The following is a 23,033-nucleotide window of genomic DNA, read 5'->3' as shown; positions in this document are numbered from 1 at the left end:
CGGTCATGCGACCGGCACCGATTTCAGTCTGTCACTCGACCTGCCCGGTGACAATGCATCTGTGCGCCGATCGGGGCGCAGAACGGTGAATTCTGCCCGAACGGGCGCCGGTTCGCTACCGAACGAGTGTCACGGCCGTGTTCGCGGCTGTGACGACGGCACCGGAGGCCACGAGTTCCACGATCGCCTCGATCTCGGGCGAGAGGAACCTGTCCTGTCCGGGTCCATCGACGACGGTGCGCACGAGGCCGACGACGGCACCGGTCGCGGCACCGGGAACGAGCGGTGCCCGAAGGTCGAGGCCCCGAGCGGCCGTCATGACCTCGATGGCGAGCACCCTGGTGAGGCCGTCGATCGAGCGGCGGAGCTTGCGGGCCGCTGCCCACCCCATCGACACGTGGTCCTCCTGCATCGCCGACGATGGAATCGAGTCGACGGATGCCGGGACAGCCAGCCGCTTCAGCTCGCTCACGATGCCGGCCGCCGTGTACTGCGCGATCATGAGGCCGGAGTCGACGCCGACCTCGTGCGCCAAGAACGGTGGCAGGCCGTGACTGCGGGCCTGGTCGAGGAAGCGATCGGTGCGCCGCTCCGACATGCTCGCGACATCCGCCACGGCGATGGCGAGGAAGTCGAGCACGTAGGCGACCGGGGCGCCGTGGAAGTTGCCGTTCGACTCGACCCGGCCGTCGAGAGTGAGCACGGGGTTGTCGACGGCGCTCGCCAGTTCGCGGTCGGCGACGGATGCCGCGTGGTCGACGGTGTCGCGGGCGGCGCCGTGCACCTGGGGGGCGCAGCGCAGCGAGTAGGCGTCCTGCACGCGGGTGCACTCTGGGCCCTTGTGGCTCGCGACGATGGGGGAGCCGGCGAGCAGGGCGTACAGGTTCGCGGCCGAGACCGCCTGGCCCACCTGGGGACGCAGCCTGTGCAGTTCCGGCGCGAACACGGCCTGGGTGCCGAGCAGGCCCTCGACGCTCATCGCGGCGCTCACGTCGGCCGTCGTGAGCAGCATCCGCAGGTCGTCGATGGCCAGGGCGAGCATGCCGAGCATGCCGTCGGTGCCGTTGATGAGGGCGAGGCCCTCCTTCTCGCCGAGCTTCAGCGGCGAGATGCCCGCGGCCGAGAGGGCATCGCCGGCGGCGAGCAGCCGGCCGTCGGCCGCGCGCACCTCGCCCTCGCCCATGGCCACGAGCGCGCAGTGCGACAGGGGGGCGAGGTCGCCTGAGCAGCCCAGGGAGCCGTACTCGCGCACTATCGGGGTGATGCCGGCGTTGAGGATGGCGGCGTAGGTCTCCACGGTGACGCGGCGCACGCCGGTGCGGCCGGTCATGAGGGTCGACAGGCGCAGGAGCATGAGCGCCCGCACGACCTCGCGCTCCACTTCCGCGCCGGAGCCGGCGGCGTGCGAGCGCACCAGGCTGGCCTGGAGCTGCGCGCGACGGTCGGCGGCGATGAAGGTGGTCGCGAGAGCCCCGAAGCCGGTGGAGATCCCGTAGTGCGGTTCCGGGTCCTCGGCGAGGGCGTCGATGATGGCGCGGCTGCGCTCCACCTCGACCAGCGCGGCCTCGTCGAGCACGACGGCGGCGTCGCGCCGGGCGACCGCGACGACCTCGTCGATGCTCAGGGCGGCGATGCCCACGGTGACGGATGCGGCCTGGCTGATGTCTGCGCTCGTGCTCATCCTCCGATCCCACTCCACGCCGGTGCGCCGGGCCACCACGCCGGCGGCATCCGTGTCCGGGATCCCAGACGTGCGGTCGGGCCTTCACCTCCGATTCAGCCGCTGTCCCCCGGGATGTCACCGCCGCGCGGAAGGGTGGACCCGTGACCGGAAGCCCGAGGATCGTCTTCTCGACCTTCCGGTCGGGCTCGGACCCGATGCTGCGGGCCTGGACCAGGTTCCGCGACTCTGTCGTCGGAACGCGACAGCTCGCCGACCACCCCGACCACCCGGGGGTGTGGCGGGTGCTCGCGTCGAACAATCGCGAACTCGCCCGCAGCGGCGGGTTGTACGACACCTTCGACTCCGCGCATGCGCACGCGATCGGCATCCGTCGGTCCATCAACGACCTCGACATCGTGCTCGTCGATGGGCAGGGTCCAGGCCGTCACGGCTGGTACTTCTCGCTCGATGGCTGCGTCGTTCTGACCTGCGGGCGCTGGTACGGCAGCTCTGCTCTGGGGCTTGAATCGGCGCTCGCGGCGGTGGACGCGCTGCGTACCGGTCTCGTCGCCGACGGGTCGCAGGAGATCCGATCGAGTCGACGGACGGCGCGCATCCACTGAACGAGGTCGCGGGCCGCGTGCGGCATCCGCTCGAGTCGGCGTGTCCGGGATGCCAGACTGTGCGCATGCCCGGCACCAAGGTTCCAGCCGCCGACCAGACCCTCGCGATCCTGTCGCACCTGGCAGCCCAGCGCGGTCCGGTGCCGGCGTCGACGATAGCGAGTGCGCTCGGCCTGCCGCGTTCCACGGTCTACCACTTGCTCGGCGTGCTCCAGGAGCGCGGCTTCGTCGTGCACCTGCCCGAGGCTCGGCGCTACGGGCTCGGCGTGGCCGCCTTCGAGCTGAGCAGCGGGTTCTCGCGGCAGCAGCCGCTCTCGCTGCTCGGTCGTCCGCTGGTGGCATCCCTCGTCGACCGCACGGGGGAGAGCGCTCACCTCGCGGTACTGCACGGACGCGACGTGCTCTACATCGTCGAGGAGCGTGCCCGGCGGCGACCCTCCCTGGTGACGGATGTCGGCGTGCGACTTCCCGCGCACCTCACGGCGAGCGGGCGGGCCCTCCTCGCGGCGTTGCCCGTCGCCCAGGTTCGGGCGCTGTATCCGGATGCCGCAGCCTTCGTCACCCGCAGCGACGACGTCGAGGCCACCGGGCCGCGCTCCCTCCGGGAGCTGCGCGCGGTGCTCGACAGGGTGCGCACCGACGGGTTCGCCGTGGAGGACGGCGAGATCACGGCCGGGTTCGCCTCCGTTGCCGTTGCGGTGCTGGACCACGCCGGCTGGCCGGCCGCCGGCATCGCGAGCACCTTCCCGCGGGAGAACGTGGCACCGTCGGATCGCGCGGCGCTCGCTGCGGAGATCACGCGCACGGCGAGCGAGCTGAGTCGCCGCATCCGTGGGGCCGCGACGCCCGCGGCAGGTGCCGCTGGTGCGGTTGGTGCGGCTCCGCAACGCTGACCGCGAGCCCAATTCAGGCCGGATCGAGCGACGCGCCGTTCCGGAGGCGCGACTCGCCATGCCGAAGCGAATCGAGCCTGAACTGTGCCGGCGTTCGAGCGCGGGCGCGGCTCAGCCCGCTGCGAGGGGCGCGGGCGTCGCCGCGGCCTGGGCGGCGGCATCCGTCGCCACCGGCGCAGCGAGCGTCGCCCTGAAGAAGTCGGCGACCTTGGCACGCATGCCCTCGTCGAGGATTCCGATGGAGTGACCGGCGCCAGCGACGACCTGGACTGTGTTCGCCACGCCGGCATTGCTCAGGGCATCGGCGAAATCCGTCGACTGCCCGAGAGGGATGAACTCGTTCTCCGAGTGCCCGATGAAGACCGGCGGATCGCTCGGGTCGATGAAGGTCGTGGCCGACGCGTCCGCTGCCTGGGGGCAGCTGTCGAGATGCTCGCATCCGAGGTAGTTCAGGGAGATCTGCTGCACGAGCTCGCCGGCTCCGGTGCTGCGCATGGCGGCGTCAGTGAGGTCGATGGGGCCGCTGAGCTCGGCTACGGCGGCGACCCGCGACCCGGTGTCCAGGGCGCCCTCGCCACGGGTTCCGAGGAGGGCCGCGAGGTTGCCGCCGGCCGAGCCGCCGAAGGCGCCGATGCGCGTGGAGTCGATGCCGTAGTCGGCGGAGTGCTCGCGCACCCATTCGACGGCGAGCTGCACGTCGTCGATCGCCGCCGGGAAGTGCACGGCCGGCACGAGCCTGTAGTTCACCGAGAACGCGACGAAGCCTTCCGACGCGAGCCACTGGCAGACATGACGCCAGTCGTCGTTCGACTTGTCACCGCGCGCCCAGCTGCCCCCGTGGATCGAGACGATGCCGATGCGGGTCTCGCCGGGCACGGGGTCGGATGCGGGGGAGCACACGTCGAGGTCGAGGCGCGTGCCGTCCTCTCGGGTGCCGTAGGTGATGTCGGGCTGCACCGTGATGCCCGTGGACACGGTCCAGGTGCGGATGCCGATGCGCTCGGGGGTGGTCAGCTCACTGGCTCGATCGGACCCGGCCGGGTCGATGTCGTGGAGTTCGGCGTGGAAGCCCGACAGCATCACTGCTCCAGCGAGCGCCGTCGCCGAAGCGGCGAGCGCTATGACGGCTCGGCGGCGGGGGCGCCCCTGGGCGGGTCGGGAGAACTTCACGGATGCTCCGGTCGTGCGGCGTGGATCGTGCTCCACGTGCCGGGACCGGTCGACTGAGCGTGAGATGAGGATAGATCCGCGTCGCCCCGATTCCTAATCCGAATCAGGGGTTCAGCACCGGCGAGAGCGCCCCGCATCTCGGTGACCCACGCAGCGGCCCCGAGCGTTATCGTCGGCTCATGGACTGGACGGGGTGGGCGGCGCTCGCCGTCATCGGCGCCGGCATAGCGGTCTACGCCCTCGTGGCGCGGGCGCCGCGGCGTCGAACGGAGGCCGACGAACTTCGCGACGACGACATCGTGCGTCGGGGAGTCGCCTCGGAGTCGGCCGGCGGCGATCGCACGCCCGACGCCACCTGAGAGCCGGGTGGGGTCAGACCGCTGCGGCGAGATCCTTGGCGAAGCACACGCTGTGCGGCTCGCCGACGTACTGGCCGAACTGCGGGATGAGCTCGTAGCCGGCACGTCGATACAGCGACTGCGCTGCGTCGTGCAGGTCGCCGGTCTCGAGCACGATGCGACGGATGCCGCTGGCAGCCGCATCCGTTTCGATGCGATCCAGCAGGCGGCTGGCCACGCGCTGACCGCGCGCCTCGGGGCTGACGAACATGCGCTTGAGCTCGGCGGTCTCCGTTCCGGCCCCGGACTCCCCCTCCCCGGACTCCCCGTCCCCGGACTCCGCGTCGACGACGATGGCCGCGCAACCGATGGCCTCCCCCCGTGTGCCACGAGCGACATAGAAGGTGACGCCGGGCTGCTCGAGCGAGTCGATGCTCAACAGGAAGTTGCTCTCCGGCGGATACAACGCCATGGCGTAGGCGCTGGATTGACGGAGCAGGTCTTCGATCTCGGGCTGACGGGGCGGTTCCACGGTGATGCTGACTGACACGGAAATCATGCTAAACCGGGCATATTTCATCGACGTTTCCCAGCTTCGTCCGGTAGTCTGCCTCAGTCGGCTCTTGACACCGCACTGTGTGCGGATGGGTTTGTAAGTCTGTTGGGCCGGTTTCGCAGCAATTCTGCTGGCGAAAATCACACTGTATGTGAACGGCCCCGGGCGACGAAGATTCCGGGTTCTCAGTTGCGCTGCGCTTTCGTGCGCACCGCTGTTCTGCCATGTACGCGAGAACAACCCAGGAATGAGCTATGCCCAATAACAAGAAGCCCGCTGGCGGTCGCCCCGCCAAGAACTTCGACCCCTACGCCCGTAGCGGCAAGGGTGGACCCAAGGCCGGCTCGCGCAGCCCGGGCCACCGCGGCTGGAAGCCCGAGTCGGAGGCCCCCGCCAAGAAGGCGCGCTGGAACGCCGACGAGCGCGCCGAGCGCGCAGCATCCGGTGCCGGAGAGCGTCGCTCCTACGGCAACGACCGCAACGATCGCGGCAACGACCGCCCGCAGCGCAGTGAGCGTCCCGCATACGGCCAGCGCTCCGAGCGCCCGGCCTACGGTGACCGCAACGCGCGTCCGGCTTACGGTGACCGCAACGACCGTGGTGCTCGCACTGAGCGTCCGGCCTACGGTGACCGCAACGACCGTGGTGCTCGCTCCGAGCGTCCGGCTTACGGTGACCGCAACGCGCGTCCCGCCTACGGTGACCGCAACGACCGTGGCGCTCGCACCGAGCGTCCGGCTTACGGCAACGACCGCCCCGCATACAACAACGACCGCCCGCAGCGCGGCGACCGCCCCGCCTACGGCAAGCGCGAGTCCGGCTACGGCGATCGCCCCCGCGAGGAGCGCGCACCGCGCACCGAGCGTCCCGCCTACGGCGACCGCAACGACCGCAGCGCTCGCCCCGCCTACAACGATCGCGCCCAGCGCGCCGATCGTCCCACCTACAACACCGGCGAGCGTCCCCCGCGTCGTGACGACAACCGTCGCGATGACCGCGGCGACCACCGTGGCGGCGCCTACGAGCGCCCCGGCTTCAAGCAGTCGGACCGCAGCGAGAGCAAGTTCTACGGAGCGCGCGAGCACAACGGTGCCGGTCGCGTGCACGGCGACCAGAAGGGGCACTTCACCCCCGAGGACGACGTGGTGCTCGAGCGTCTCGAGGCCCAGGCCATCGAGGCGACGGATGTCGACGGCGTGAGCTTCGGAGACCTGGGCCTCGGCGGCAACATCGTCGCAGCCCTCACCGCTCTCGGCGCAGCCAGCCCGTTCCCGATCCAGGCGGCGACCATCCCGGTCGTGCTCGAGGGTCGCGACGTTCTCGGCCGCGGCAAGACCGGCTCCGGCAAGACCATCGCCTTCGCGGCTCCCACCGTCGAGCTGCTCATGAAGCAGTGGGCGCAGAGCGGCAAGTCGGGCGGAAAGCGCCAGATCGGCCGCAAGCCCCGTGCGCTCATCCTCGCTCCGACGCGTGAGCTCGCCCTGCAGATCGACCGCACAGTGCAGCCCATCGCCCAGAGCGTCGGCCTGTTCACCACGCAGATCTACGGCGGCGTGCCGCAGTACAAGCAGGTCGGTGCCCTCCAGCGCGGCGTCGACATCGTGATCGGCACCCCCGGTCGCATCGAGGACCTCATCGAGCAGGGTCGTCTCGACCTCAGCGAGGTGGCCATCACGGTTCTCGACGAGGCCGACCACATGTGCGACCTCGGCTTCCTCGAGCCCGTGCAGCGCATCCTCCGTCACACCAAGGACGGCGGCCAGAAGCTGCTGTTCTCGGCCACCCTCGACAAGGGCGTCGCCACCCTCGTCAACGAGTTCCTCGTGAACCCGGCCGTGCACGAGGTCGCCGGTGAAGACCAGGCCTCCTCCACGATCGACCATCGCGTTCTCGTCATCGAGCACCGCGACAAGGCCGCCATCATCGAGCAGCTCGCCGACCGCAACGGAAAGACCCTGGTCTTCGCCCGCACGCGCGCCTTCGCCGAGCAGCTCGCCGACCTGCTCGACGACGCCGGCATCCCCGCCGTCTCGCTGCACGGCGACCTCAACCAGGGCCGCCGCACGCGCAACCTGGCCCAGCTCACCTCGGGTCGCGTCAGCGTTCTCGTGGCGACGGATGTCGCAGCCCGCGGCATCCACGTCGACGACATCGACCTGGTCATCCAGGCCGACGCCCCCGACGAGTACAAGACCTACCTGCACCGCGCCGGCCGCACCGGCCGCGCCGGCAAGCAGGGCACGGTCGTGACGCTCATCCCGCGTCAGCGTCAGCGTCGCATGAGCGAGCTGCTCGAGCGCGCCGAGATCTCGGCCGACTTCGTCGACACCCGCCCCGGCGACGAGCTGCTGCGCGAGCTCGCTGCGCTGTAGACCAGCGGCTCCTGCACTCGCAGGATGCATCGAAGGCCCTCGTCCGGTTCGCCGGGCGGGGGCCTTCCGTCTATTCGGTGTCGAGAAGTTCGCCTGCCCGTCGCCGTCCGATCACATGCGCGGCCTACCGTTCTCGGGAAACAAGCTGGGAGGAAGATCATGAGTCATGTAGAGGCTTTCGACGTCATCGACGCCGGAGAAGGACGCTGGGATGTGCAGCGTCGGCAGAGCCTGTCGGTCGTCGGTCATGTCTGGCGCACGGCGGCGGGATTCCTGCTCTGGGACTGGGCGGACCGCCAGCTCGGCACCTTCTCATCGCTCTCCGACGCGTTGCGCACCCTGTGGGCCATCGAGAACCGTACCTTCGCCTGACCCGTTCGCCGCTGCCTGCTCGCTCCTGACGGCCGGCGGCAAGCGGATCGGCCCGAATGGGGTGGGGCCGTGATTCGGTGCGAACGGATGCGGCGGGTTACGCTCATCCGTCCCCTCCGCTCGATCCGAAATGCCGATCCGCCATGCCCGCCGTCGTCGTCACAGTGCTCACCTGCGCATCGGTTCTCGTGGGAGCGGCGGCACAGCGCATCACCGGCCTGGGCTTCGCCCTCGTGGCAGCGCCCCTGCTGGTGGCATCCGTCGGCCCCGTCGCCGGAGTCTCGATGGGCAACGTGCTCTCCGCGGTGCTCTGCGTCGTGGTGCTCGCCAGTGCCTGGCGATTCGTGGACTGGCGCCGCGCACTGCTGCTGACGCTGCCGGCCCTCGTCGCCATCCCGCTCGGCGTCGCCGTCACCAGGCTGGTGCCGACGGCTCCCCTCATGATCCTCGTCGGATCGATCGCCCTCGTCGCCATCGCCACGGTCGCGTTCAGCCAGTCGGCCAGCGTGCTGCCTGGTCGGCGCGGAGCCGTCGTGGCCGGCGGACTCTCGGGCTTCATGAGCGCGACGGCCGGCGTCGGCGGACCGGCGCTCGCCGTGCACGCCTTCAGTGATCGCTGGCCCCGCCAGGTCTTCCTCGGCACTGGGCAGGCGTTCCTGCTCGCGACCAACCTCGTGGCCGTCGGCGTGAAGGGCATTCCCGTGATCGACGGATGGCTCTGGGTCGCCGCCGGCGCCTCGCTGGGCGTCGGCATCCTCCTCGGCCACCTGCTCGCCCCCACGGTCAGCGACGGGCTCGGGCGCCGGCTCGTGATCGGGCTCGCAGCGCTGGGCAGCGCGGCCGCGATCATCCGCGGCATCCTGCTGCTGTAGGCGGGTTCAGCGGATCCCGAACGCAGGACCAGACGGCACCTGGCCGCATATCGCAGCCGTATCGCGCCTGGTCCTGCATTCCGCACCCGTGGCCGGTGGCCCGATCTGCGGGTTGGCCCTGAGGAGAGAGCGGGGTGCTCTCCGATGGGCGCCCCGGCACTGCAGGTGTTCGATGGAGCTCGCGCCTCGTGCGGCGGAGGAGGACCTGGAGTCCCGCCGATCGTGTTGAGGCATCAGCTCCGTGACGGAGCAGCTACACCCGAGGAGCACCTCACCCGAAAGGAAACATCTGTGAACACCCTTGCGCCCACCACCGCACTCGACTCCACCCTCGCCGACGCCGTCCTCGAGTTGCGCGACGCCCTCGACGGATCGCTTCACCTGTCGACGGATGCCGACTGGGATGCCGCGCGGACAGCGTGGAACCTCACCGTCGACCAGCGCCCGGCAGCCGTCGTGATCGCCGGCAGTGCCCGCGACGTCGTGCTGACAGTGAACGCCGCTCGCGAGCTCGGACTGCGCGTCGCACCCCAGAGCACAGGCCACAACGCGGCCCCGCTCGGCGATCTCGCCGATACGATCCTGCTGCGCACCAGCAGCCTCCGTGGCGTGACCATCGTGCCGGAGGCCGGTACGGCGAGTTGCGAGTCCGGTGCCCTCTGGGCCGACGTCACGGCTCCAGCGGCGGCCTTCGGCCTCGCGGCGCTCGCCGGATCGAGTGCCGACGTCGGCATCGCCGGCTACCTGCTGGGCGGCGGCGTGAGCTGGCTGGCCCGCTCGCACGGCCTCGCCGTCAACCACGTCACGGCCATCGAGATCGTGACGGCCGACGGACTCCTGCGCCGCATCGACGCCGACCACGAACCCGAGCTGTTCTGGGCCGTGCGCGGTGGAAGCGGCAACTTCGGCATCGTCACGGCGATCGAGATGCGGCTGTACCCGATCAGCGAGGTCTACGCCGGAACGCTGTTCTTCCCGCTCGCCGAAGCCGGCCGCGTACTGCAGGCCTGGCGCGAATGGGTCGTCGACGTGCCGGAGCAGGTCACCAGCGTCGGCCGCATCCTGCAGTTCCCGCCGCTGCCGGAGCTGCCCGACTTCCTGCGCGGCCAGAGCTACGTCGTGATCGAGGCCGCCCTGCAGGCTCCGCCGGTCGATGCCGATGCCGTGCTCGCGCCGTTGCGCGACCTCGGCCCCGTGATCGACACCTTCCACCCCACGCCGATGTCCGAGCTCGACCAGTTGCACATGGACCCGCAGGGGCCGGTTCCCGGTGTCGGCGACGGCTTCGCCCTCTCGGCGCTCACCACCGAGGCCGTCGAGGCCTTCGTGGCCGCCGCTGGTGCCGGGTCGGGGTCCGCGCTGCTGTCGGCCGAGATCCGCCACGTGGGCGGCGCCACCGGACGCGCCCCGCTCGGTGCCGGCGTGGTGTCGCACTTCGATGCCGAGTTCCTCGTGTTCGGCGCCGGCATGGCGGCGACGCCCGCGATGGGGACCGCCGTCGCGGCCTCGGTCGAGAGGCTGGCAGCGGCCCTCGCGCCGTGGCGCGCCGAGGTGCTCTACCAGAACTTCGCCGAAGGCACTCAGGAGCCCGGCGCCATCTGGGGAGCCGACCTCGACAGGCTGCGCGCCATCAAGGTGGTCTACGACCCGAACAACACGATCCGCTCCAACCACCCGGTGCTGTAGCCGGCACCTGGCGCCGACACCGCAGAAGCTGCGGGTCAGAGACTCCTCTGACCCGCAGCTTCTGCGTTCCGGGTGAGGTCCGGCGTCGGCAGGTTCCGCTGCCAGCCGCTCGTCGGGCGCACCGACCCCGGGGTCGTGCCGGCGAAGGGCGCCACCAGCAGGTCGCCGACGCGAAGGTCGCGGGGGAGTGAGCCCGCGGCATCCGTCGCCGCATTCCCATCGAGCGAACGGATGCTGACCATCGCGGCCCGTGCGGTCGAGGCGCGCCCGATGAGTCGCAGCTCGCGCCAGTGCGGCGTGAGTGTCGCGAGGTCGAGATCGAGGGTGACGGATGTCGTCCCGCTGGCATCGCGCCCGACGTCGATCACGCGCACGACGACCACCCCGATGTCGTCGACCACATGCACCGCCGGGGTGGCGCTGACTTCGAGCAGGCGCAGAATCGAGACGCCGGACACGACGACGTCGGTCGTGGTCGCCGTGGTCGCGGGCGGCCAGGACGACGGGGTGAGCGGATCGGGGATCGAGCGACGCAGGCTCGGGACGATGGACGTGAGGGTCACGTTCCAGTTCTACGTCGATCGCGGCGCGGATCGGCGATTGTTACGGAACCTCGACGGCTGAGTAGGCGATCCTGACGGTTCGCCTACGCGCGTCTGCAGGACCAGGCTCGTCATGGCCGCATATCGCGGCTGTGGCGAGGCTGGTCCTGCGAACTCGACGAGCGCGGTCGACGGGCGTGCGTGCGTACGTGCGTGCCTGCGTGCGTGCGGTCGACGGGCGTGCGGGCGGGTTACGCCAGCAGTTCGGCTGCCAGCAGCTCCAACGTCTGCGCACGGCCCGGGGTCGAGTCGAGAGGGTCGCTGGCGAAGGCGCCGCTGATGGGCGACACCATCACCTCGTCGACTCCGTAGCGCGAGGCGAGCTGGCGGATGGCCTGGCCGGCGGCATCCGGAGCGCCGATGACCCAACGCTTCTCCATCGCGGCGACGAGCTGGTCCGTGGCGGTGTCGGTGCCGGCGTTCTCGGAGTCCTCGACGGTCTCGAGCACGCTGAGCGGGCGGCCCGTGCGAAGCCGCGCCATCGCGCGCATCTGCGGCAGGGCACGGCGGCGGGCCTCCTCTGCCGTCGGCGCGACCGAGGCGTTGAGCGTGAGGAAGGTCTGCGGCTCCGGGTGCTCGGGGCTCGGCGTGTAGTTCGTGCGGTAGAGCTCGAGGGCGGCCTCGATGCCGTCGCCCGAGAAGTGGTAGGCGAACACGTAGGGCAGGCCGTGGCTCGCGGCGAGGCGGGCCGAGTAGTCACTCGAGCCGAGCAGCCAGATGGTCGGAACGCTGCCGGCCGACGGCGTCGCATGCACCGTGTACTCGTTGCCGCTCGTCATGCGCAGGGCAGCGCCGTCGGGGTGGAGGAGTGCCTGGATGTCGGCGATGTGGTCGGGGAAGCGGTCGACGTCGGCGGTCGGGCCGCTGATGCGGAGCAGCTGTGTGATGACGGGGTCGCTGCCGGGCGCGCGGCCTATGCCGAGGTCGATGCGCCCGGGAGCCAGGGCCTCCAGGGCGGCGAACTGCTCGGCGACCACCAGAGGCGCGTGGTTGGGCAGCATGACTCCGCCGGATCCCACACGGATGCGCTCGGTCTGCGCCGCGGTCGCCGCGATGAGCACGGGCGGGGTGGTCGAGGCCACCGAGGGCATGTTGTGGTGCTCCGCATACCAGTAGCGCGTGTAGCCGAGGCTATCGGCGAGGCGGGCGAGCCCCACCGAGGCCGTCATGGCCTGAGAGCTGGTCTGCCCGCTGCGCACGGGAATGAGGTCGAGAACGGAGAGGCGGAGTGGTGCAGTCATCCCCAAGGGCAACCGGCGGGGGTGCGCGGCTATTCCGCGGCCGCCGCCGCGTGGTCGTCGGTTGCGGGCCGGTAGGGGCTCCGCCGCGTGGGGGAGCTGTCTCGGTCGGTTGACGGATGCCTCGGCTGCGGCATCCGCCTAGCGTGAAGGCATGGCTGACACGAAGAAGGCGGCGTTCGACTCGAAGGATCCGACCACGCGCGGCTGGGCGTTGGGGATCGCCATCGGGATCGCCCTGGGGGCAGGCCTCGGAGTCGCCCTGGCGAACGTCGGGATCGGGATCGCGATCGGCGTCGCGATCGGAACCGCACTCGCCGTCTCGTTCACCGAGATGTACAAGAAGGAAGACGCCGAGAAGGCCGCGGCGGATGACGACGAGTCCTCGCCGCCGACGACCTGACGCCGCCATAATCGAGGCATGCATTTCTCGACGACGATGTTCCAGACCGGAAACAACACGGGCATCCCGGTGCCCGAGGAGGTCATCGAAGCTCTCGGCGGCGGCAAGCGGCCACCGGTGAACGTGACCGTGAACGGCTACGAGTACCGCAGCACCGTGGCGCCGATGGGCGGTCGGTACCTCATCGCGTTCAGCTCCGACAAGCGCGCGGCCACGGGCATCCAGGGTGGCGACGCGATCGAGGTGGAGCTCACGCTCGACACCGAACCGCGGGTCACCGAGGTGCCGGCGGACCTCGCCGCAGCGCTCGCGGCGTCGGCCGAGGCACAGGCGGCTTTCGACAAGCTCTCGCCGAGCGCGAAGAAGGCGCACGTGGTGAACGTGGAGTCGGCGAAGACGGATGCCACTCGCCAGCGTCGCGTCGAGTCGATCGTGGCGAAGCTCGGCGGATGACAGACGTCGAGCACCTGTTCTCCTACGGAACGCTCCGGCTATCTGAGGTGCAGCGCGGGACCTTCGGCGCCGAGCTGCCGACCCGCGACGATGCGCTGCCCGGGTACCGGTTGGGCGTGCTGACGATCACCGACCCTCACGTCATCGCCTTGAGCGGATCGGACGAGCACCCGATCCTGGAGCGCACGGGCGATGCGGCCGACAGTGTTGCCGGGTCTGTGCTCGAGCTCACGCCGGAGCAGCTGGCCGCCCCCGATGAGTACGAGGTCGACGACTACGTGCGGGTGGCGGTGACGCTCGCGTCGGGGACGACGGCGTGGGTGTACGTGGCGGCTGCTGAGCGCTGAGCGTTCAGCGCTGAGCGGACTCCGGCACTCCTCCCCAGTTCGCCGTCGAGCCGTGAGCTTCCACACTAAATTCAACTGAAATCGCAGATCAGGGTCTGTAAATCGGCACGGTTGAGTGTCGGTGGGTGGTGCGAGTATCAGGGTATGGAAACCCCGGCACCCATCGCCCTGTTGCAGCAGGATGTTGCACTGCTGGCCGCCGTGTGGACTGAGGCGCTTCCGGCGTTCGGGGTGGTCCCTTCCGATGCTCAGGGCGGGTTCGAGTTGATGAACGGTTCGGGGGTGGTGTCGGTGACGGATGTCCTCACTCGGATTCGTCGTCACGCTGATGCGCTCCTGGCGCGGGCAGCGGGCGAGGTGGGGAAACGGTCGGGTCCGGAGTTCGGGATCGAGGGGTTGGCGAAGCAGAACGGGTTCCACAACCCGCAGGCCCTGATCGCTGCGTCGACGGGTGGCAGCACGGGAGAGGCAGCCCGGCTCGTCGCGGTCGGTATGGCGACGGCGTCCCGGCAGGCGCTCAGTGGTGAGCGGAGGTCGGCCCGATACCCGCATGTCGCGGCCGCTCTGGAGGGCGGTCTGATCAGTGTGGACGCGGCGGCGGCGATCACCGGGATGCTCGACCGGGTCGCACCCCGCGCTGACGCCGCCCTGGCCGAGAGTGTCGAGCAGATCCTGGCTGAGCGGGCTGCCGGGCTGCCGTTGAGCCTGCTGCTGCGGGTGGTCAAGCAGGCCGAGGCGCGACTGGATCCCGACGGTGCTGAACCCCGCGATGAGGAACGCTGGGCGGCCCGGTCGCTGACCATCCGGGAGGATCGCCACGGCGGGTTGGACATCCGCGCCCACCTCGACCCGGAGTCGGGAACGTACGTCAAGACCGCCATCGAAGCGCTCGTCTCCGACAGGTTGCGGGAGTCGCGCTCAGGCGCACAGACGCCCGCGCCTGTCAGCGCGACGGATGCCGCAGACGGTGACGGAGCCGGAACTGGCACTGCTCCTGACCCCGACGCCCGCACCAGCGCCAGCGGTCCAGTCGTCACTGATGACCGCACCATCCCGCAACGGCAGGCCGATGCCTTGGTCGAGATCATGCGCCACGTCCTCGGCTGCGCGCAGACGCTCCCGCCGCTGGCGTCGGTGACCACGGTCACCCGTATCGACCTCGACGCGCTCCGCACCGGGCTGGGTGTGGGCAGCATCGACGGCATCGACCAACCCGTCTCCGCCGGAACGATCCGGCGGATGGCGGCATCCGCCGACCTCATCCCCATGGTCCTCGGCACCGACAGTGCCCCGCTCGACGTCGGCCGAACAGCACGCCTGTTCAGCAGAGCGCAACGCATCGCTCTGCACGAGAGGGACGGCGGCTGCGCCAGCTGCGGGCTGAACGTCACCTACACGCACGCGCACCACATCCGCTGGTGGAAACGACATCGCGGCCGCAGCGACATCGTCAAGGGCGTGCTGCTCTGCAGCTTCTGCCACCACAGGATCCACCACGACGGCTGGACGATCCGGGCCACCCCGACCGAGGTGTGGTTCATCCCACCACCCCACATCGACCCCGACCAGAAGCCGCGACTGGGCGGCAGGGCGAGGTTCGATCTTCCCCGGACCGAGGTGGCCTGAACTGGGCTTGCCGGGGCGCGGATGCGCGGGCGGTGGGGCGGGCGGCGAGACTGAGCGACAGCCGGGGGGAGAGACTACGCGGCGACGGCCTCGAGCTTGGCGCGGAGGGCGGCATCCGTCGGCTCCACGAAGTGATCGCCGTCGGGGAAGACGACCACGGGGATCTGGGTGCGGCCACTGATGGCCTTGGCGCGGTCGGCGCCGTTCTCGACGGCCTCGAGGTCGACGTAGTCGTAGTCGACGCCCAGTCCGTCGAGGAGGCGCTTGGAGCGGCGGCAGTCGCCGCACCACTCGGCGCCGAACATGGTGATGCGGTCGAAGTTCTCGGAAGTCATCCGTCAAGCCTAAGCGCGGGCTGCTGGACATCCGCTGGCCGCGGCGCTGAGAGCGCCCCAGACGGCAGCGCCAGCGCGTGCTCGAGGGCATCGGTGATCAGCCGGCCGCGTGCAGCGGGATCTCGATACGACACCAGTCCCTGCGCGCTGAGGCCGTCGACCATGCCGAGCAGGTGCCAAGCGACGGCCTGGGGGTCGGATGTCGTGAACTCGCCCGTGGCGCACCCGGCCTCGACGACCTCCAGCACGAGGTGCTGCCAGGCATCCATCTGGGCGCGCACGGCCGTTGCGAGCGGGGTGCTGCGCCGACCCAGGCTCCAGCCGTCGAGCCAGACGGCTGTGACGTCGTCACGGCCGGACTCGACCAGCGTGTGGATGAGGGCGGCGAGGCGATCCGTCGGCGACCGGTACGGCTCGACGATGGCGGCGACCTCGACCATCTCGGTCACGACGACCGCGGTGAAGGTGTCTGCCACCAGCACTTCCATGTTGGGTTGGTAGTGGGCGACCAGAGCCGGCGTCACGCCGACGCGTGCGGCGACGCTGCGCAGGGTCACGGCCCAGAGCCCGCCCTCGAGGGCGACGGCACGTGCACCCTCGCGGATCTCGGCTGCCCGCTCCTCCGGAGTCTTGCGCACGGCCCGGGTGCGTTCCGCTCTTGACATCATCGCCTCCGGCTCTGTAGCGTCTCCCCCAATCTTATTGATCGCTCGATCAATAACAAGAGGCCCAGCTCTTTCCGAAGAGTACAGCCCCCTCGAGAGGCACGACCCATGAGCATCGACGCTTACCCGCGATCCGCGGATGCCGTCCCGCCGCCAGCGGCGGCAGCAGTCGCGGCCGAATCATCGGTCACGCCTCCGGTGGCCCGCGCCCCGCACCTCGAGGTCGACGCCGCCGGCGTCATCGAGACCCGCGGCACCGACTTCATCCCCGAGAACGAGCGCCACGGCAAGCCGCGCGAGCTGTTCTGGGTGTGGATGAGCGCCAACGTCGTCTACCTCTACTTCGTCATCGGCGGCGTGCTCATGCTGCTGGGCCTGGGCATCTGGGAGTCGCTGGCCGTCGTCGTGCTCGGCAACCTGTGGTGGATCGCCGTGGGCTGGCTCGCGATCAGCGGGCCGGCATCCGGAACCCCGAGCGTGACCGTGATGCGGTCGATGTTCGGCGTCAGGGGCAACAAGGTCTTCGGCGCGGGGCTCGGGGTGGCCATCGGCATCTTCTTCGAGATCATCAACATCGCCTTCGCCACGCTGGCGTCGCTGGCCCTGCTCGATCACATCGGCATCCCGCTGCCCGACGGTGCCGAGTGGGCCGTGCTCGCGGTCGTGGCCGTGCTCAGCTTCGGCATCAGCGTCTACGGTCACGCCACGATCATCAGGCTCAGCCCCATCTTCACCGCGGCGCTCGCCGTGTGCTTCGTTCTGCTCGCCGTGTTCGTCTTCGGTGCGGCCGACTACTCCTACCAGCCGGCACCGCTGCCGACGGCCGACCACTGGGGCCTGCTCGTACTCGGCTTCGCGATCGTCGCCGCCAACCCGCTGTCGTGGGGCACCGGCGCCGACTACGCGCGCTACCTGCCGGCGTCGGTGTCGAAGAAGGCCGTCATGGGCTGGACGGCGCTCGGTGGCTTCATCCCCGCCGTGGCCATCGCGGCTCTCGGGGTGTTCGCCGGTTCCGCCGTCGACATGACCGACCCGCAGATCTCCATCGCGGCCATAGTGCCGGCCTGGTTCTACCCGATCTTCCTGTTCGTGATCGTGCTCGGCAGCATCACGAACAACGTGCTCTGCGCCTACTCCACCGGCCTGTACTTCCAGGCCCTCGGTGGTCGCATCGGCCGCATCCCGCGCGCCTGGACCGTCGTCATCACCGGCCTCATCGCCACGGCGATCACCGCCTACCCGCTGTTCATCGCGCCCGACTTCCTCGACACGTTCAGTGCAGCCCTCGAGCTGAGCGTGACGGTGCTCGGTCCCCTGGTGGCCGTGTACGCCGTCGACATCGTCGTGCGTCGCAACCGCTACGACGGTCTGGCCCTCAACGACGAGAGCCGTCAGAGCCCGTTCTGGTACAGCCACGGAGTGTTCTGGCCCGGCGCCATCGCCATGGTGGTCGCCACGACCATCGCGGTTCTCATGGCCAACACGACGCTCTACGTCGGCCCGATCGCCGCGGCTCTCGCCGGTGCGGACTTCTCGGCCATCGCCGGACCACTTGTGGCCGGCGGCCTGTATGCGGTGCTCTGGTATCGCACCACTCCCTATCGCGACGCGAGCCGTCGCCCGGCAGAACTGGAACCGATCGCATGACCTGGCTGATGCCGCCCGAGACAGCTCCGCACGATCGACTCTGGATGGCGTTCCCTGTCGCCGGCCTCACCATCGGCGAGACCGAGGAGGAGCGCGAGGCCGCTCGTGCCGCCTGGGCGTCGGTCGCCCACGCCGTGCTCGAGTTCGAGCCGGTCTCGATGGTCGTGGACCCCTCGGCCGAGGCCGATGCCCGTCGGCACCTGAAGCCCGAGGTCGAGATCGTCATCGCCCCGCTCGACGACTTCTGGATGCGCGACTTCGGTCCCACCTTCGTCTTCGACGAGAAGGGCGAGCCCGGCGCCGTCGACTGGATCTTCAACGGCTGGGGCGCCCCCGCCTGGGCGACCTGGGGCAAGGACCGCGAGATCGCGCGGTTCATCGCCGGGGAGACATCCGTTCCCGTCATCTCGTCGATGCTGGTGAACGAGGGCGGCGCCATCCACGTCGACGGTGAGGGCACCGTCATCATCACCGAGACCGTGCAGCTCGACCCGGGTCGCAACCCCTACGCCGACAAGACGCGGGTGGAGGAGGAGCTGGCCCGCACCATCGGTGCCACCAAGGTCATCTGGCTGCCGCGCGGCCTCACCCGCGACTACGAGGACTTCGGCACCCGCGGGCACGTCGACATGATCGCCACCATCCCGTCGCCGGGAACACTGCTGCTGCACCAGCAGCCGAACCCCGCGCATCCCGATCACGAGGTCATGCGCGACCTGCGCGCCTTCCTCGAGACGACGACGGATGCCGCCGGCCGGCCGTGGACGATCATCGACCTGCCGGCCCCGGCCCAGCTCGAGGACGAGGAGGGTTTCGTCGACTACAACTACGTGAACCACGTCGTGGTCAACGGAGGCGTCATCGCCTGCGGCTTCGGCGACGACGAGGCCGACGCCCGTGCCCGAACGCTGCTCGAGGGCGCCTATCCCGGTCGCCGCGTCGTGACCGTCGACGCCCGCGAGATCTTCGCCCGCGGCGGCGGCATCCACTGCATCACCCAGCAGCAGCCCGTCGGTGTCGCGCAAGGAGTCGCACGAGGAGTCGCGCGATGACCTCGGGTGCTTCCCGGGTGTCGTTCGACGTCGTCGAGGCGTCGATCGCCCAGCTCGGTGCGGCTCTGTCGTCGGGCGCGGTGACGAGTGTCGGCCTCGTGGCCGCCTACCTCGAGCGCATCGCCGCCTACGACCGGCAGGGCATCAGGCTGAACGCCGTGCCGGTGCTCAACCCCGAGGCCTTCGCCGACGCCCGCGCCTCCGACGAGCGGCGCAGACGCGGCGAGACCCGGGGTCCGCTCGACGGCATCCCGTACACGGCGAAGGACAGCTACAAGGTGCGCGGCCTCACCGTCGCCGCCGGATCCCCCGCCTTCGAGAACCTCGTGGCGACGGATGACGCCTTCACCATCGCGCAGTTGCGCGCCGCCGGAGCCGTGCTCATCGGGCTCACCAACATGCCTCCGATGGCCAACGGCGGCATGCAGCGCGGCGTCTACGGTCGGGCGGAGAGCCCCTACAACCCGGACTTCCTGACGGCGGCGTTCGCCTCGGGATCCTCGAACGGATCGGGCACGGCCACGGCGGCGAGCTTCGGAGCCTTCGGGCTCGGCGAGGAGACCTGGTCGAGCGGGCGGGCGCCGGCTTCGAACAACGCTCTCGTGGCGTACACGCCGTCGCGCGGCGTGATCTCGGTGCGCGGCAACTGGCCGCTGGTGCCGACGATGGATGTCGTCGTGCCGCACACCCGCACAGTGGCCGACCTGCTCGCCGTGCTCGACGTGATCGTGGCAGACGACAACGAGACGCGCGGCGACTTCTGGCGTGCGCAGCCGTGGGTGTCGATCCCGACGTCGTCGGAGGTGCGTCCGGAGTCCTATGTCAGCCTCGGCGTGGCATCCCTGAGGGGAAAGCGTCTCGGCATCCCCCGCATGTACATCAACGCCGACCCCGAGGCCGGAACCGCACAGGCCGGCGGCATCGGAGGGCCGACAGGGCAGCGCATCGAGACCCGCGCATCCGTCATCGACCTCTGGGAGGCCGCCCGCCGCGACCTCGAGGCCGCCGGTGCGGAGGTGGTCGAGGTCGACTTCCCGGTGGTGTCGAACTACGAGGGCGACAGGCCGGGAGCTCCCACCATCGCGACCCGTGGCCTCGTGAGCGCCGAGTACCTGAAGCGCGAGATCGTCGACCTGTCGGTCTGGGCGTGGGACGACTTCCTCGCGGCCAACGGCGACCCCGACATCGGCGGTGTCGCCGATGTCGACGGCGCGCTCATCTTCCCGCAACCACCCGGAGCCGTGGCCGACCGCTACACGGGGTTCGATGACGACATCGCCGAGTATCCCGACTTCGCGCGGGAGCACCCGTCGGGGTCGCTCAGCGACATCCCGCTGCTCGAGGGCGGCCTGCGCGGTCTCGAGGAGACCCGACGCATCGACCTCGAGGAGTGGATGCGCGAGCTCGGACTCGACGCCGTGGTGTTCCCGGCCGTCGCCGACGTGGGTCCGGCCGACATGGACGTCAACGAGGCGTCGGCCGACATCGGCTGGCGCAACGGCACCTGGGTGGCGAACGGCAACCTGGTTCCGCGGCACCTCGGCATCCCGACGGTGACGGTGCCGATGGGACTCATGGCCGACATCGGCATGCCCGTCGGGCTCACCTTCGCCGGTGCCGCCTACTCCGACACGGCGCTGCTGCGACTCGCGGCGGCGTTCGAGGCCACGGGAGCACCCGGTTCGCGACGGGTGGCGCCGGGGCGGACGCCCGCGCTGACCGGCCAGGCTGTGCAGGCTGTGACGGATGCGGTTCCGGATGCCGCCGACGGTGGTGCGGCGGGGCCGCTCGATGACGGTCCGCGTGCCGATGTCGCGTCGCATGCCGACGCGCCCAGTCTCGTGCTCGAGGCCGAGGCGCTGCCGCCCGAGGGCGGCAGGATCGAGGTCGTCGTGCGTGGATCGTTCGCAGCGCCGGCGGGGTTCGAGGCGCTCTCGGTCTCGATCGACGGAGCGCCGGTGGCGGTCGCCGTCGACGGCGCGGGATTCATCGCCCGGGCGTCGATCGCCGAGGAGTCGCACCGGGTGCTCCACAGCGTGTGGCGCGAGCCCTACGGATCGATGGTCGTCGCCGTGCTGCGGGATGCGGCGGGTGCCGCTGTCGGGGCGACGGTGAGCGTGGGCGGGCTGTAGTCCGCAATCTCCCGCTCGCAGAGGCCCGGGAGCGCAGCGAGCGCGCCGAAGCGGAGGGAACCCTGAGCGAGATCCCTCCGCTTCACCGCTGCCGCTGCGCGCCTATGGCTCTGCGGGTGGGCGGGCGGGTCGCGTCGATTTCGCGGCGGGTCAGCGACCGTTCGGCGGCGTTCCTCCTCCGCCCATCTCGTTCGTCTGCTCTCCAGCGACGGCGCTTCCGGCAGCGGAACCGTCGACAGTGACCGTGTAGGTCTGGCCGTTCACGATGTCGGCCGAGGAGAACACCACTGAGGCGAACTCCTTCGTGGCCGTGAAGCTCGCGACCACGGCGCCGTCGTCGGCCGTGACCTCGACGGCGCTGCCCGCGGCGTGACTTCCGTCGAGCGTCACCGAGACCGACGCCTGGTCGGCGTCGGCATCCGGAGCCACGACCATGCCGGCGCTTCCGACGGCCAGCAGGGATCCGCCGCTGATGGCGAAGGTGCTGTCGACGTCGAGCGCGCCATTGCCGCTGCCCGTGGGGCCGTTCACGACCACAGCGCCGCCAGTCATCGTCGCCGAGCCGTTGGAGTCCAGCCCGTCGCCCTCGGAGTTCACCGTGAGGGTGCCGCCCGAGATCGTGAGGGTCATGTCGCCCGTCGTCGTGTCGGTCGCATCGGTCGCTGCGGCGTCGTCAGCGGCAGCGTCTGCTGCCTCCTCGGCTGCGGCATCCGCCGCCTGATCGGGCCCGCCCATGGGACCGCCACCGCCGCCCATCTCGCCGCCGCCGCTGCCATCGGAGACGTTCACGCCGTCGTCGCTGGCCGTCACCGAGACGGTGCCGCCGGCGACCTCGATCTGCGAGCTCTCGAGTCCCTCGTAGGACTGCGAGATGGTGAGGGTGCCGTCAGAGATCAGCAGGGCGTCGTCGGCGTGGACTCCATCGTCGCCCGTCGCCACCCTGACCACGCCGTCGGCGATGTGCACGGCATCGTCGGAGTGCACTGCGTCGTCGGCCGCGTCGACGGTGACGTCGCCACCGCCGAGCACGATGATGGCGCCGGCCTTGACGCCCTTCGCCGAGGCGTCGTCGGCGACGGTCTGGTCGGCCCCGCCGCCGGCGGTCACGTCGAGCGTGCCACCGGTGGTGACGACATCGGTGCTGGCCGCGAGGCCGTCGCCCTCGGCGTCGATCGTGACGGTGCCGCCCTCCACGGCTATGTAGCCACGGGTCGCGTCCTCGTCGTTGTCGCTCGTCAGGCCGTCTCCTCCGGCTGTCACCGAGAGGGTTCCGTCGGTGACCACGAGGTAGTCCTTGCCACGGATGCCGTCGTCGACGGCCGTGACCGTGATGTCGCCGCCGGCGATGACCAGGCCGTCCTTCGAGGAGACGCCGTCGTTGCTGCTGCCGGTGGCGTTCAGCGCGCCGGATCCCGTGATCGTGAGGTCGGCGGCGCTCGACAGGGCTGCGACAGGGGTGTCGGCATCAGCGTCGGCGTAGTTGGCGGCATCCGTCAGGGTGTTCGTCGACCCGTCGGCGAGGATCACCACGGCCTCGTCTGCGGCCACGATACTGATCGCCGAGCCTGTGGAGCTGGTGATGTCGACGCCATCGAGCACGAGCTTGACCTGCCCGTCGCCGGGACTGTCCACGACCACCTGGCCCTCGTCGAGAGTGCCGGTGAGGTGGTAGGTGCCCGCCGCCGAGATGGTGACGGTTCCGCTCTCGTCGTCGAGGTCGATCGCTGTGGCGTCGCTCTCGCTCCAGTCGGCGTCGGAGCCGTCGGTCGAGGCGTGAGATTTCTGGTTCGCCGCGAGCACCTCCGACGCCGACTGGGTGACGTCGACTGAGGCCGTCGGAACGAGCTCGGCGGTGGTCTCGCTGGTGTCGCTGGTGCTCGTTCCGCTGTCTGTGGCTGTGACGGCGCAGCCCGCGAGGACGAGGCCCGTGGCGAGGACGGGGACGAGGAGGAAGTATCTGGGGGATCGCATGATGTGGGGCTCCTGGA

General features: G+C 70.3%; 21 protein-coding genes and 1 pseudogene. 14 read left to right on the top strand and 8 right to left on the bottom strand.

The features are described 5' to 3' along the window. Nucleotides 1-115: 115 nt before the first annotated feature. Nucleotides 116-1,681: a histidine ammonia-lyase gene (gene hutH, locus ASF30_RS15555; protein ID WP_055908540.1), complete on the bottom strand. Its 1,566-nt coding sequence runs from the start codon at nucleotides 1,679-1,681 to the stop codon at nucleotides 116-118. A 143-nt stretch (nucleotides 1,682-1,824) separates the two neighbouring features. On the opposite strand from hutH, the gene ASF30_RS15550 reads away from it, so the two are divergent. Then, nucleotides 1,825-2,286 carry a hypothetical protein gene (locus ASF30_RS15550; protein ID WP_055908537.1) on the top strand — a complete coding sequence of 154 codons (462 nt, stop codon included), beginning with the start codon at nucleotides 1,825-1,827 and terminating at the stop codon, nucleotides 2,284-2,286. A gap of 65 nt (nucleotides 2,287-2,351) precedes the next feature. Beyond that, nucleotides 2,352-3,179, top strand: coding sequence for an IclR family transcriptional regulator (locus tag ASF30_RS15545; RefSeq protein ID WP_055908535.1), 828 nt, complete (start codon nucleotides 2,352-2,354; stop codon nucleotides 3,177-3,179). Nucleotides 3,180-3,290: 111 nt separating this feature from the next. On the opposite strand, the gene ASF30_RS15540 is transcribed toward ASF30_RS15545, so the two are convergent. Further along, nucleotides 3,291-4,349 (bottom strand): alpha/beta hydrolase, encoded by a 1,059-nt coding sequence (locus tag ASF30_RS15540; protein WP_157497450.1) that lies wholly within the window; start codon nucleotides 4,347-4,349, stop codon nucleotides 3,291-3,293. A 179-nt stretch (nucleotides 4,350-4,528) separates the two neighbouring features. Between ASF30_RS15540 and ASF30_RS15535 the strand changes: the two genes are divergently transcribed. Further along, nucleotides 4,529-4,708, top strand: coding sequence for a hypothetical protein (locus ASF30_RS15535; protein WP_055908529.1), 180 nt, complete (start codon nucleotides 4,529-4,531; stop codon nucleotides 4,706-4,708). 13 nt (nucleotides 4,709-4,721) lie between these two features. Here ASF30_RS15535 and ASF30_RS15530 read toward each other — a convergent pair whose 3' ends face one another. After that, nucleotides 4,722-5,237 (bottom strand): GNAT family N-acetyltransferase, encoded by a 516-nt coding sequence (locus ASF30_RS15530; RefSeq protein WP_055908845.1) that lies wholly within the window; start codon nucleotides 5,235-5,237, stop codon nucleotides 4,722-4,724. Nucleotides 5,238-5,497: 260 nt separating this feature from the next. Between ASF30_RS15530 and ASF30_RS15525 the strand changes: the two genes are divergently transcribed. From ASF30_RS15525 to ASF30_RS15510, 4 genes are all read left to right on the top strand, one after another. Further along, on the top strand, nucleotides 5,498-7,615 hold the full coding sequence (locus ASF30_RS15525; protein ID WP_055908526.1) for a DEAD/DEAH box helicase: 2,118 nt from the start codon (nucleotides 5,498-5,500) through the stop codon (nucleotides 7,613-7,615). A gap of 159 nt (nucleotides 7,616-7,774) precedes the next feature. Next, the gene (locus tag ASF30_RS15520) at nucleotides 7,775-7,987 is read left to right on the top strand and encodes a hypothetical protein (RefSeq protein ID WP_055908522.1); all 213 of its coding nucleotides are present in this window, start codon (nucleotides 7,775-7,777) and stop codon (nucleotides 7,985-7,987) included. 143 nt (nucleotides 7,988-8,130) lie between these two features. Next, nucleotides 8,131-8,859: a sulfite exporter TauE/SafE family protein gene (locus ASF30_RS15515; protein ID WP_055908520.1), complete on the top strand. Its 729-nt coding sequence runs from the start codon at nucleotides 8,131-8,133 to the stop codon at nucleotides 8,857-8,859. 291 nt (nucleotides 8,860-9,150) lie between these two features. Further along, nucleotides 9,151-10,545, top strand: coding sequence for an FAD-binding oxidoreductase (locus ASF30_RS15510; RefSeq protein ID WP_055908517.1), 1,395 nt, complete (start codon nucleotides 9,151-9,153; stop codon nucleotides 10,543-10,545). A gap of 35 nt (nucleotides 10,546-10,580) precedes the next feature. Here ASF30_RS15510 and ASF30_RS15505 read toward each other — a convergent pair whose 3' ends face one another. Both ASF30_RS15505 and ASF30_RS15500 read right to left on the bottom strand, forming a co-directional pair. After that, complete coding sequence (locus ASF30_RS15505) at nucleotides 10,581-11,108, bottom strand: hypothetical protein (RefSeq protein WP_055908514.1); 528 nt, start codon at nucleotides 11,106-11,108, stop codon at nucleotides 10,581-10,583. Between the two features lie 230 nt (nucleotides 11,109-11,338). Further along, entirely contained in the window at nucleotides 11,339-12,388 is a 1,050-nt protein-coding gene (locus ASF30_RS15500; RefSeq protein ID WP_055908512.1) for an LLM class flavin-dependent oxidoreductase, read from the bottom strand. A 151-nt stretch (nucleotides 12,389-12,539) separates the two neighbouring features. On the opposite strand from ASF30_RS15500, the gene ASF30_RS15495 reads away from it, so the two are divergent. From ASF30_RS15495 to ASF30_RS15480, 4 genes are all read left to right on the top strand, one after another. Beyond that, entirely contained in the window at nucleotides 12,540-12,788 is a 249-nt protein-coding gene (locus tag ASF30_RS15495; RefSeq protein ID WP_082467885.1) for a hypothetical protein, read from the top strand. A gap of 18 nt (nucleotides 12,789-12,806) precedes the next feature. Then, nucleotides 12,807-13,241 (top strand): YdeI/OmpD-associated family protein, encoded by a 435-nt coding sequence (locus ASF30_RS15490; protein WP_055908509.1) that lies wholly within the window; start codon nucleotides 12,807-12,809, stop codon nucleotides 13,239-13,241. Further along, the gene (locus ASF30_RS15485) at nucleotides 13,238-13,588 is read left to right on the top strand and encodes a gamma-glutamylcyclotransferase family protein (protein ID WP_055908506.1); all 351 of its coding nucleotides are present in this window, start codon (nucleotides 13,238-13,240) and stop codon (nucleotides 13,586-13,588) included. Before ASF30_RS15490 ends, ASF30_RS15485 begins: the two co-directional genes overlap by 4 nt. A gap of 144 nt (nucleotides 13,589-13,732) precedes the next feature. Continuing rightward, the gene (locus ASF30_RS15480; RefSeq protein WP_055908503.1) at nucleotides 13,733-15,214 is read left to right on the top strand and encodes an HNH endonuclease signature motif containing protein; all 1,482 of its coding nucleotides are present in this window, start codon (nucleotides 13,733-13,735) and stop codon (nucleotides 15,212-15,214) included. Between the two features lie 74 nt (nucleotides 15,215-15,288). Here the strand turns inward: ASF30_RS15480 and ASF30_RS15475 are convergent, their stop codons facing one another. Together ASF30_RS15475 and ASF30_RS15470 are read right to left on the bottom strand one after the other, a co-directional pair. Continuing rightward, the gene (locus ASF30_RS15475; RefSeq protein WP_055908500.1) at nucleotides 15,289-15,549 is read right to left on the bottom strand and encodes a glutaredoxin family protein; all 261 of its coding nucleotides are present in this window, start codon (nucleotides 15,547-15,549) and stop codon (nucleotides 15,289-15,291) included. Then, complete coding sequence (locus tag ASF30_RS15470; protein WP_055908840.1) at nucleotides 15,546-16,214, bottom strand: TetR/AcrR family transcriptional regulator; 669 nt, start codon at nucleotides 16,212-16,214, stop codon at nucleotides 15,546-15,548. Before ASF30_RS15470 ends, ASF30_RS15475 begins: the two co-directional genes overlap by 4 nt. A 108-nt stretch (nucleotides 16,215-16,322) precedes the next feature. Here ASF30_RS15470 and ASF30_RS15465 point away from each other — a divergent pair, with 108 nt between their 5' ends. The 3 genes and pseudogenes from ASF30_RS15465 to ASF30_RS15455 all read left to right on the top strand — a co-directional run. Further along, nucleotides 16,323-17,861 carry a purine-cytosine permease family protein gene (locus tag ASF30_RS15465; protein ID WP_082467883.1) on the top strand — a complete coding sequence of 513 codons (1,539 nt, stop codon included), beginning with the start codon at nucleotides 16,323-16,325 and terminating at the stop codon, nucleotides 17,859-17,861. Next, nucleotides 17,858-18,913: an agmatine deiminase family protein gene (locus ASF30_RS15460; RefSeq protein ID WP_055908496.1), complete on the top strand. Its 1,056-nt coding sequence runs from the start codon at nucleotides 17,858-17,860 to the stop codon at nucleotides 18,911-18,913. The genes ASF30_RS15465 and ASF30_RS15460 overlap by 4 nt, the downstream gene beginning before the upstream one ends. Next, a pseudogene (locus ASF30_RS15455) lies at nucleotides 18,910-20,631 on the top strand (amidase); the annotation flags it as partial. The gene ASF30_RS15460 and the pseudogene ASF30_RS15455, both read left to right, overlap by 4 nt. A 564-nt stretch (nucleotides 20,632-21,195) precedes the next feature. Here the strand turns inward: ASF30_RS15455 and ASF30_RS15450 are convergent. Beyond that, nucleotides 21,196-23,016: a carbohydrate-binding domain-containing protein gene (locus ASF30_RS15450; RefSeq protein WP_055908487.1), complete on the bottom strand. Its 1,821-nt coding sequence runs from the start codon at nucleotides 23,014-23,016 to the stop codon at nucleotides 21,196-21,198. Nucleotides 23,017-23,033: the final 17 nt, after the last annotated feature.

Origin of the sequence: Leifsonia sp. Leaf264 (assembly GCF_001422325.1) — a bacterium.
In the GTDB taxonomy this organism is placed as follows: domain Bacteria; phylum Actinomycetota; class Actinomycetes; order Actinomycetales; family Microbacteriaceae; genus Orlajensenia.
Note: the sequence above shows the minus strand (reverse complement) of the source record. Positions and strands in the feature narration are given on the sequence as shown.

What these genes read in the sequence shown, in the direction of transcription:
- ASF30_RS15465 (WP_082467883.1), top strand. Translation starts at nt 16,323, where the DNA reads ATGAGCATCGACGCTTACCCGCGATCCGCGGATGCCGTCCCGCCGCCA.
- ASF30_RS15515 (WP_055908520.1), top strand. Translation starts at nt 8,131, where the DNA reads ATGCCCGCCGTCGTCGTCACAGTGCTCACCTGCGCATCGGTTCTCGTG.
- ASF30_RS15485 (WP_055908506.1), top strand. Translation starts at nt 13,238, where the DNA reads ATGACAGACGTCGAGCACCTGTTCTCCTACGGAACGCTCCGGCTATCT.
- hutH (WP_055908540.1), bottom strand. Translation starts at nt 1,681, where the DNA reads ATGAGCACGAGCGCAGACATCAGCCAGGCCGCATCCGTCACCGTGGGC.
- ASF30_RS15475 (WP_055908500.1), bottom strand. Translation starts at nt 15,549, where the DNA reads ATGACTTCCGAGAACTTCGACCGCATCACCATGTTCGGCGCCGAGTGG.
- ASF30_RS15495 (WP_082467885.1), top strand. Translation starts at nt 12,540, where the DNA reads ATGGCTGACACGAAGAAGGCGGCGTTCGACTCGAAGGATCCGACCACG.
- ASF30_RS15520 (WP_055908522.1), top strand. Translation starts at nt 7,775, where the DNA reads ATGAGTCATGTAGAGGCTTTCGACGTCATCGACGCCGGAGAAGGACGC.
- ASF30_RS15460 (WP_055908496.1), top strand. Translation starts at nt 17,858, where the DNA reads ATGACCTGGCTGATGCCGCCCGAGACAGCTCCGCACGATCGACTCTGG.
- ASF30_RS15470 (WP_055908840.1), bottom strand. Translation starts at nt 16,214, where the DNA reads ATGTCAAGAGCGGAACGCACCCGGGCCGTGCGCAAGACTCCGGAGGAG.
- ASF30_RS15545 (WP_055908535.1), top strand. Translation starts at nt 2,352, where the DNA reads ATGCCCGGCACCAAGGTTCCAGCCGCCGACCAGACCCTCGCGATCCTG.
- ASF30_RS15525 (WP_055908526.1), top strand. Translation starts at nt 5,498, where the DNA reads ATGCCCAATAACAAGAAGCCCGCTGGCGGTCGCCCCGCCAAGAACTTC.
- ASF30_RS15480 (WP_055908503.1), top strand. Translation starts at nt 13,733, where the DNA reads ATGGAAACCCCGGCACCCATCGCCCTGTTGCAGCAGGATGTTGCACTG.
- ASF30_RS15490 (WP_055908509.1), top strand. Translation starts at nt 12,807, where the DNA reads ATGCATTTCTCGACGACGATGTTCCAGACCGGAAACAACACGGGCATC.
- ASF30_RS15500 (WP_055908512.1), bottom strand. Translation starts at nt 12,388, where the DNA reads ATGACTGCACCACTCCGCCTCTCCGTTCTCGACCTCATTCCCGTGCGC.
- ASF30_RS15450 (WP_055908487.1), bottom strand. Translation starts at nt 23,016, where the DNA reads ATGCGATCCCCCAGATACTTCCTCCTCGTCCCCGTCCTCGCCACGGGC.
- ASF30_RS15535 (WP_055908529.1), top strand. Translation starts at nt 4,529, where the DNA reads ATGGACTGGACGGGGTGGGCGGCGCTCGCCGTCATCGGCGCCGGCATA.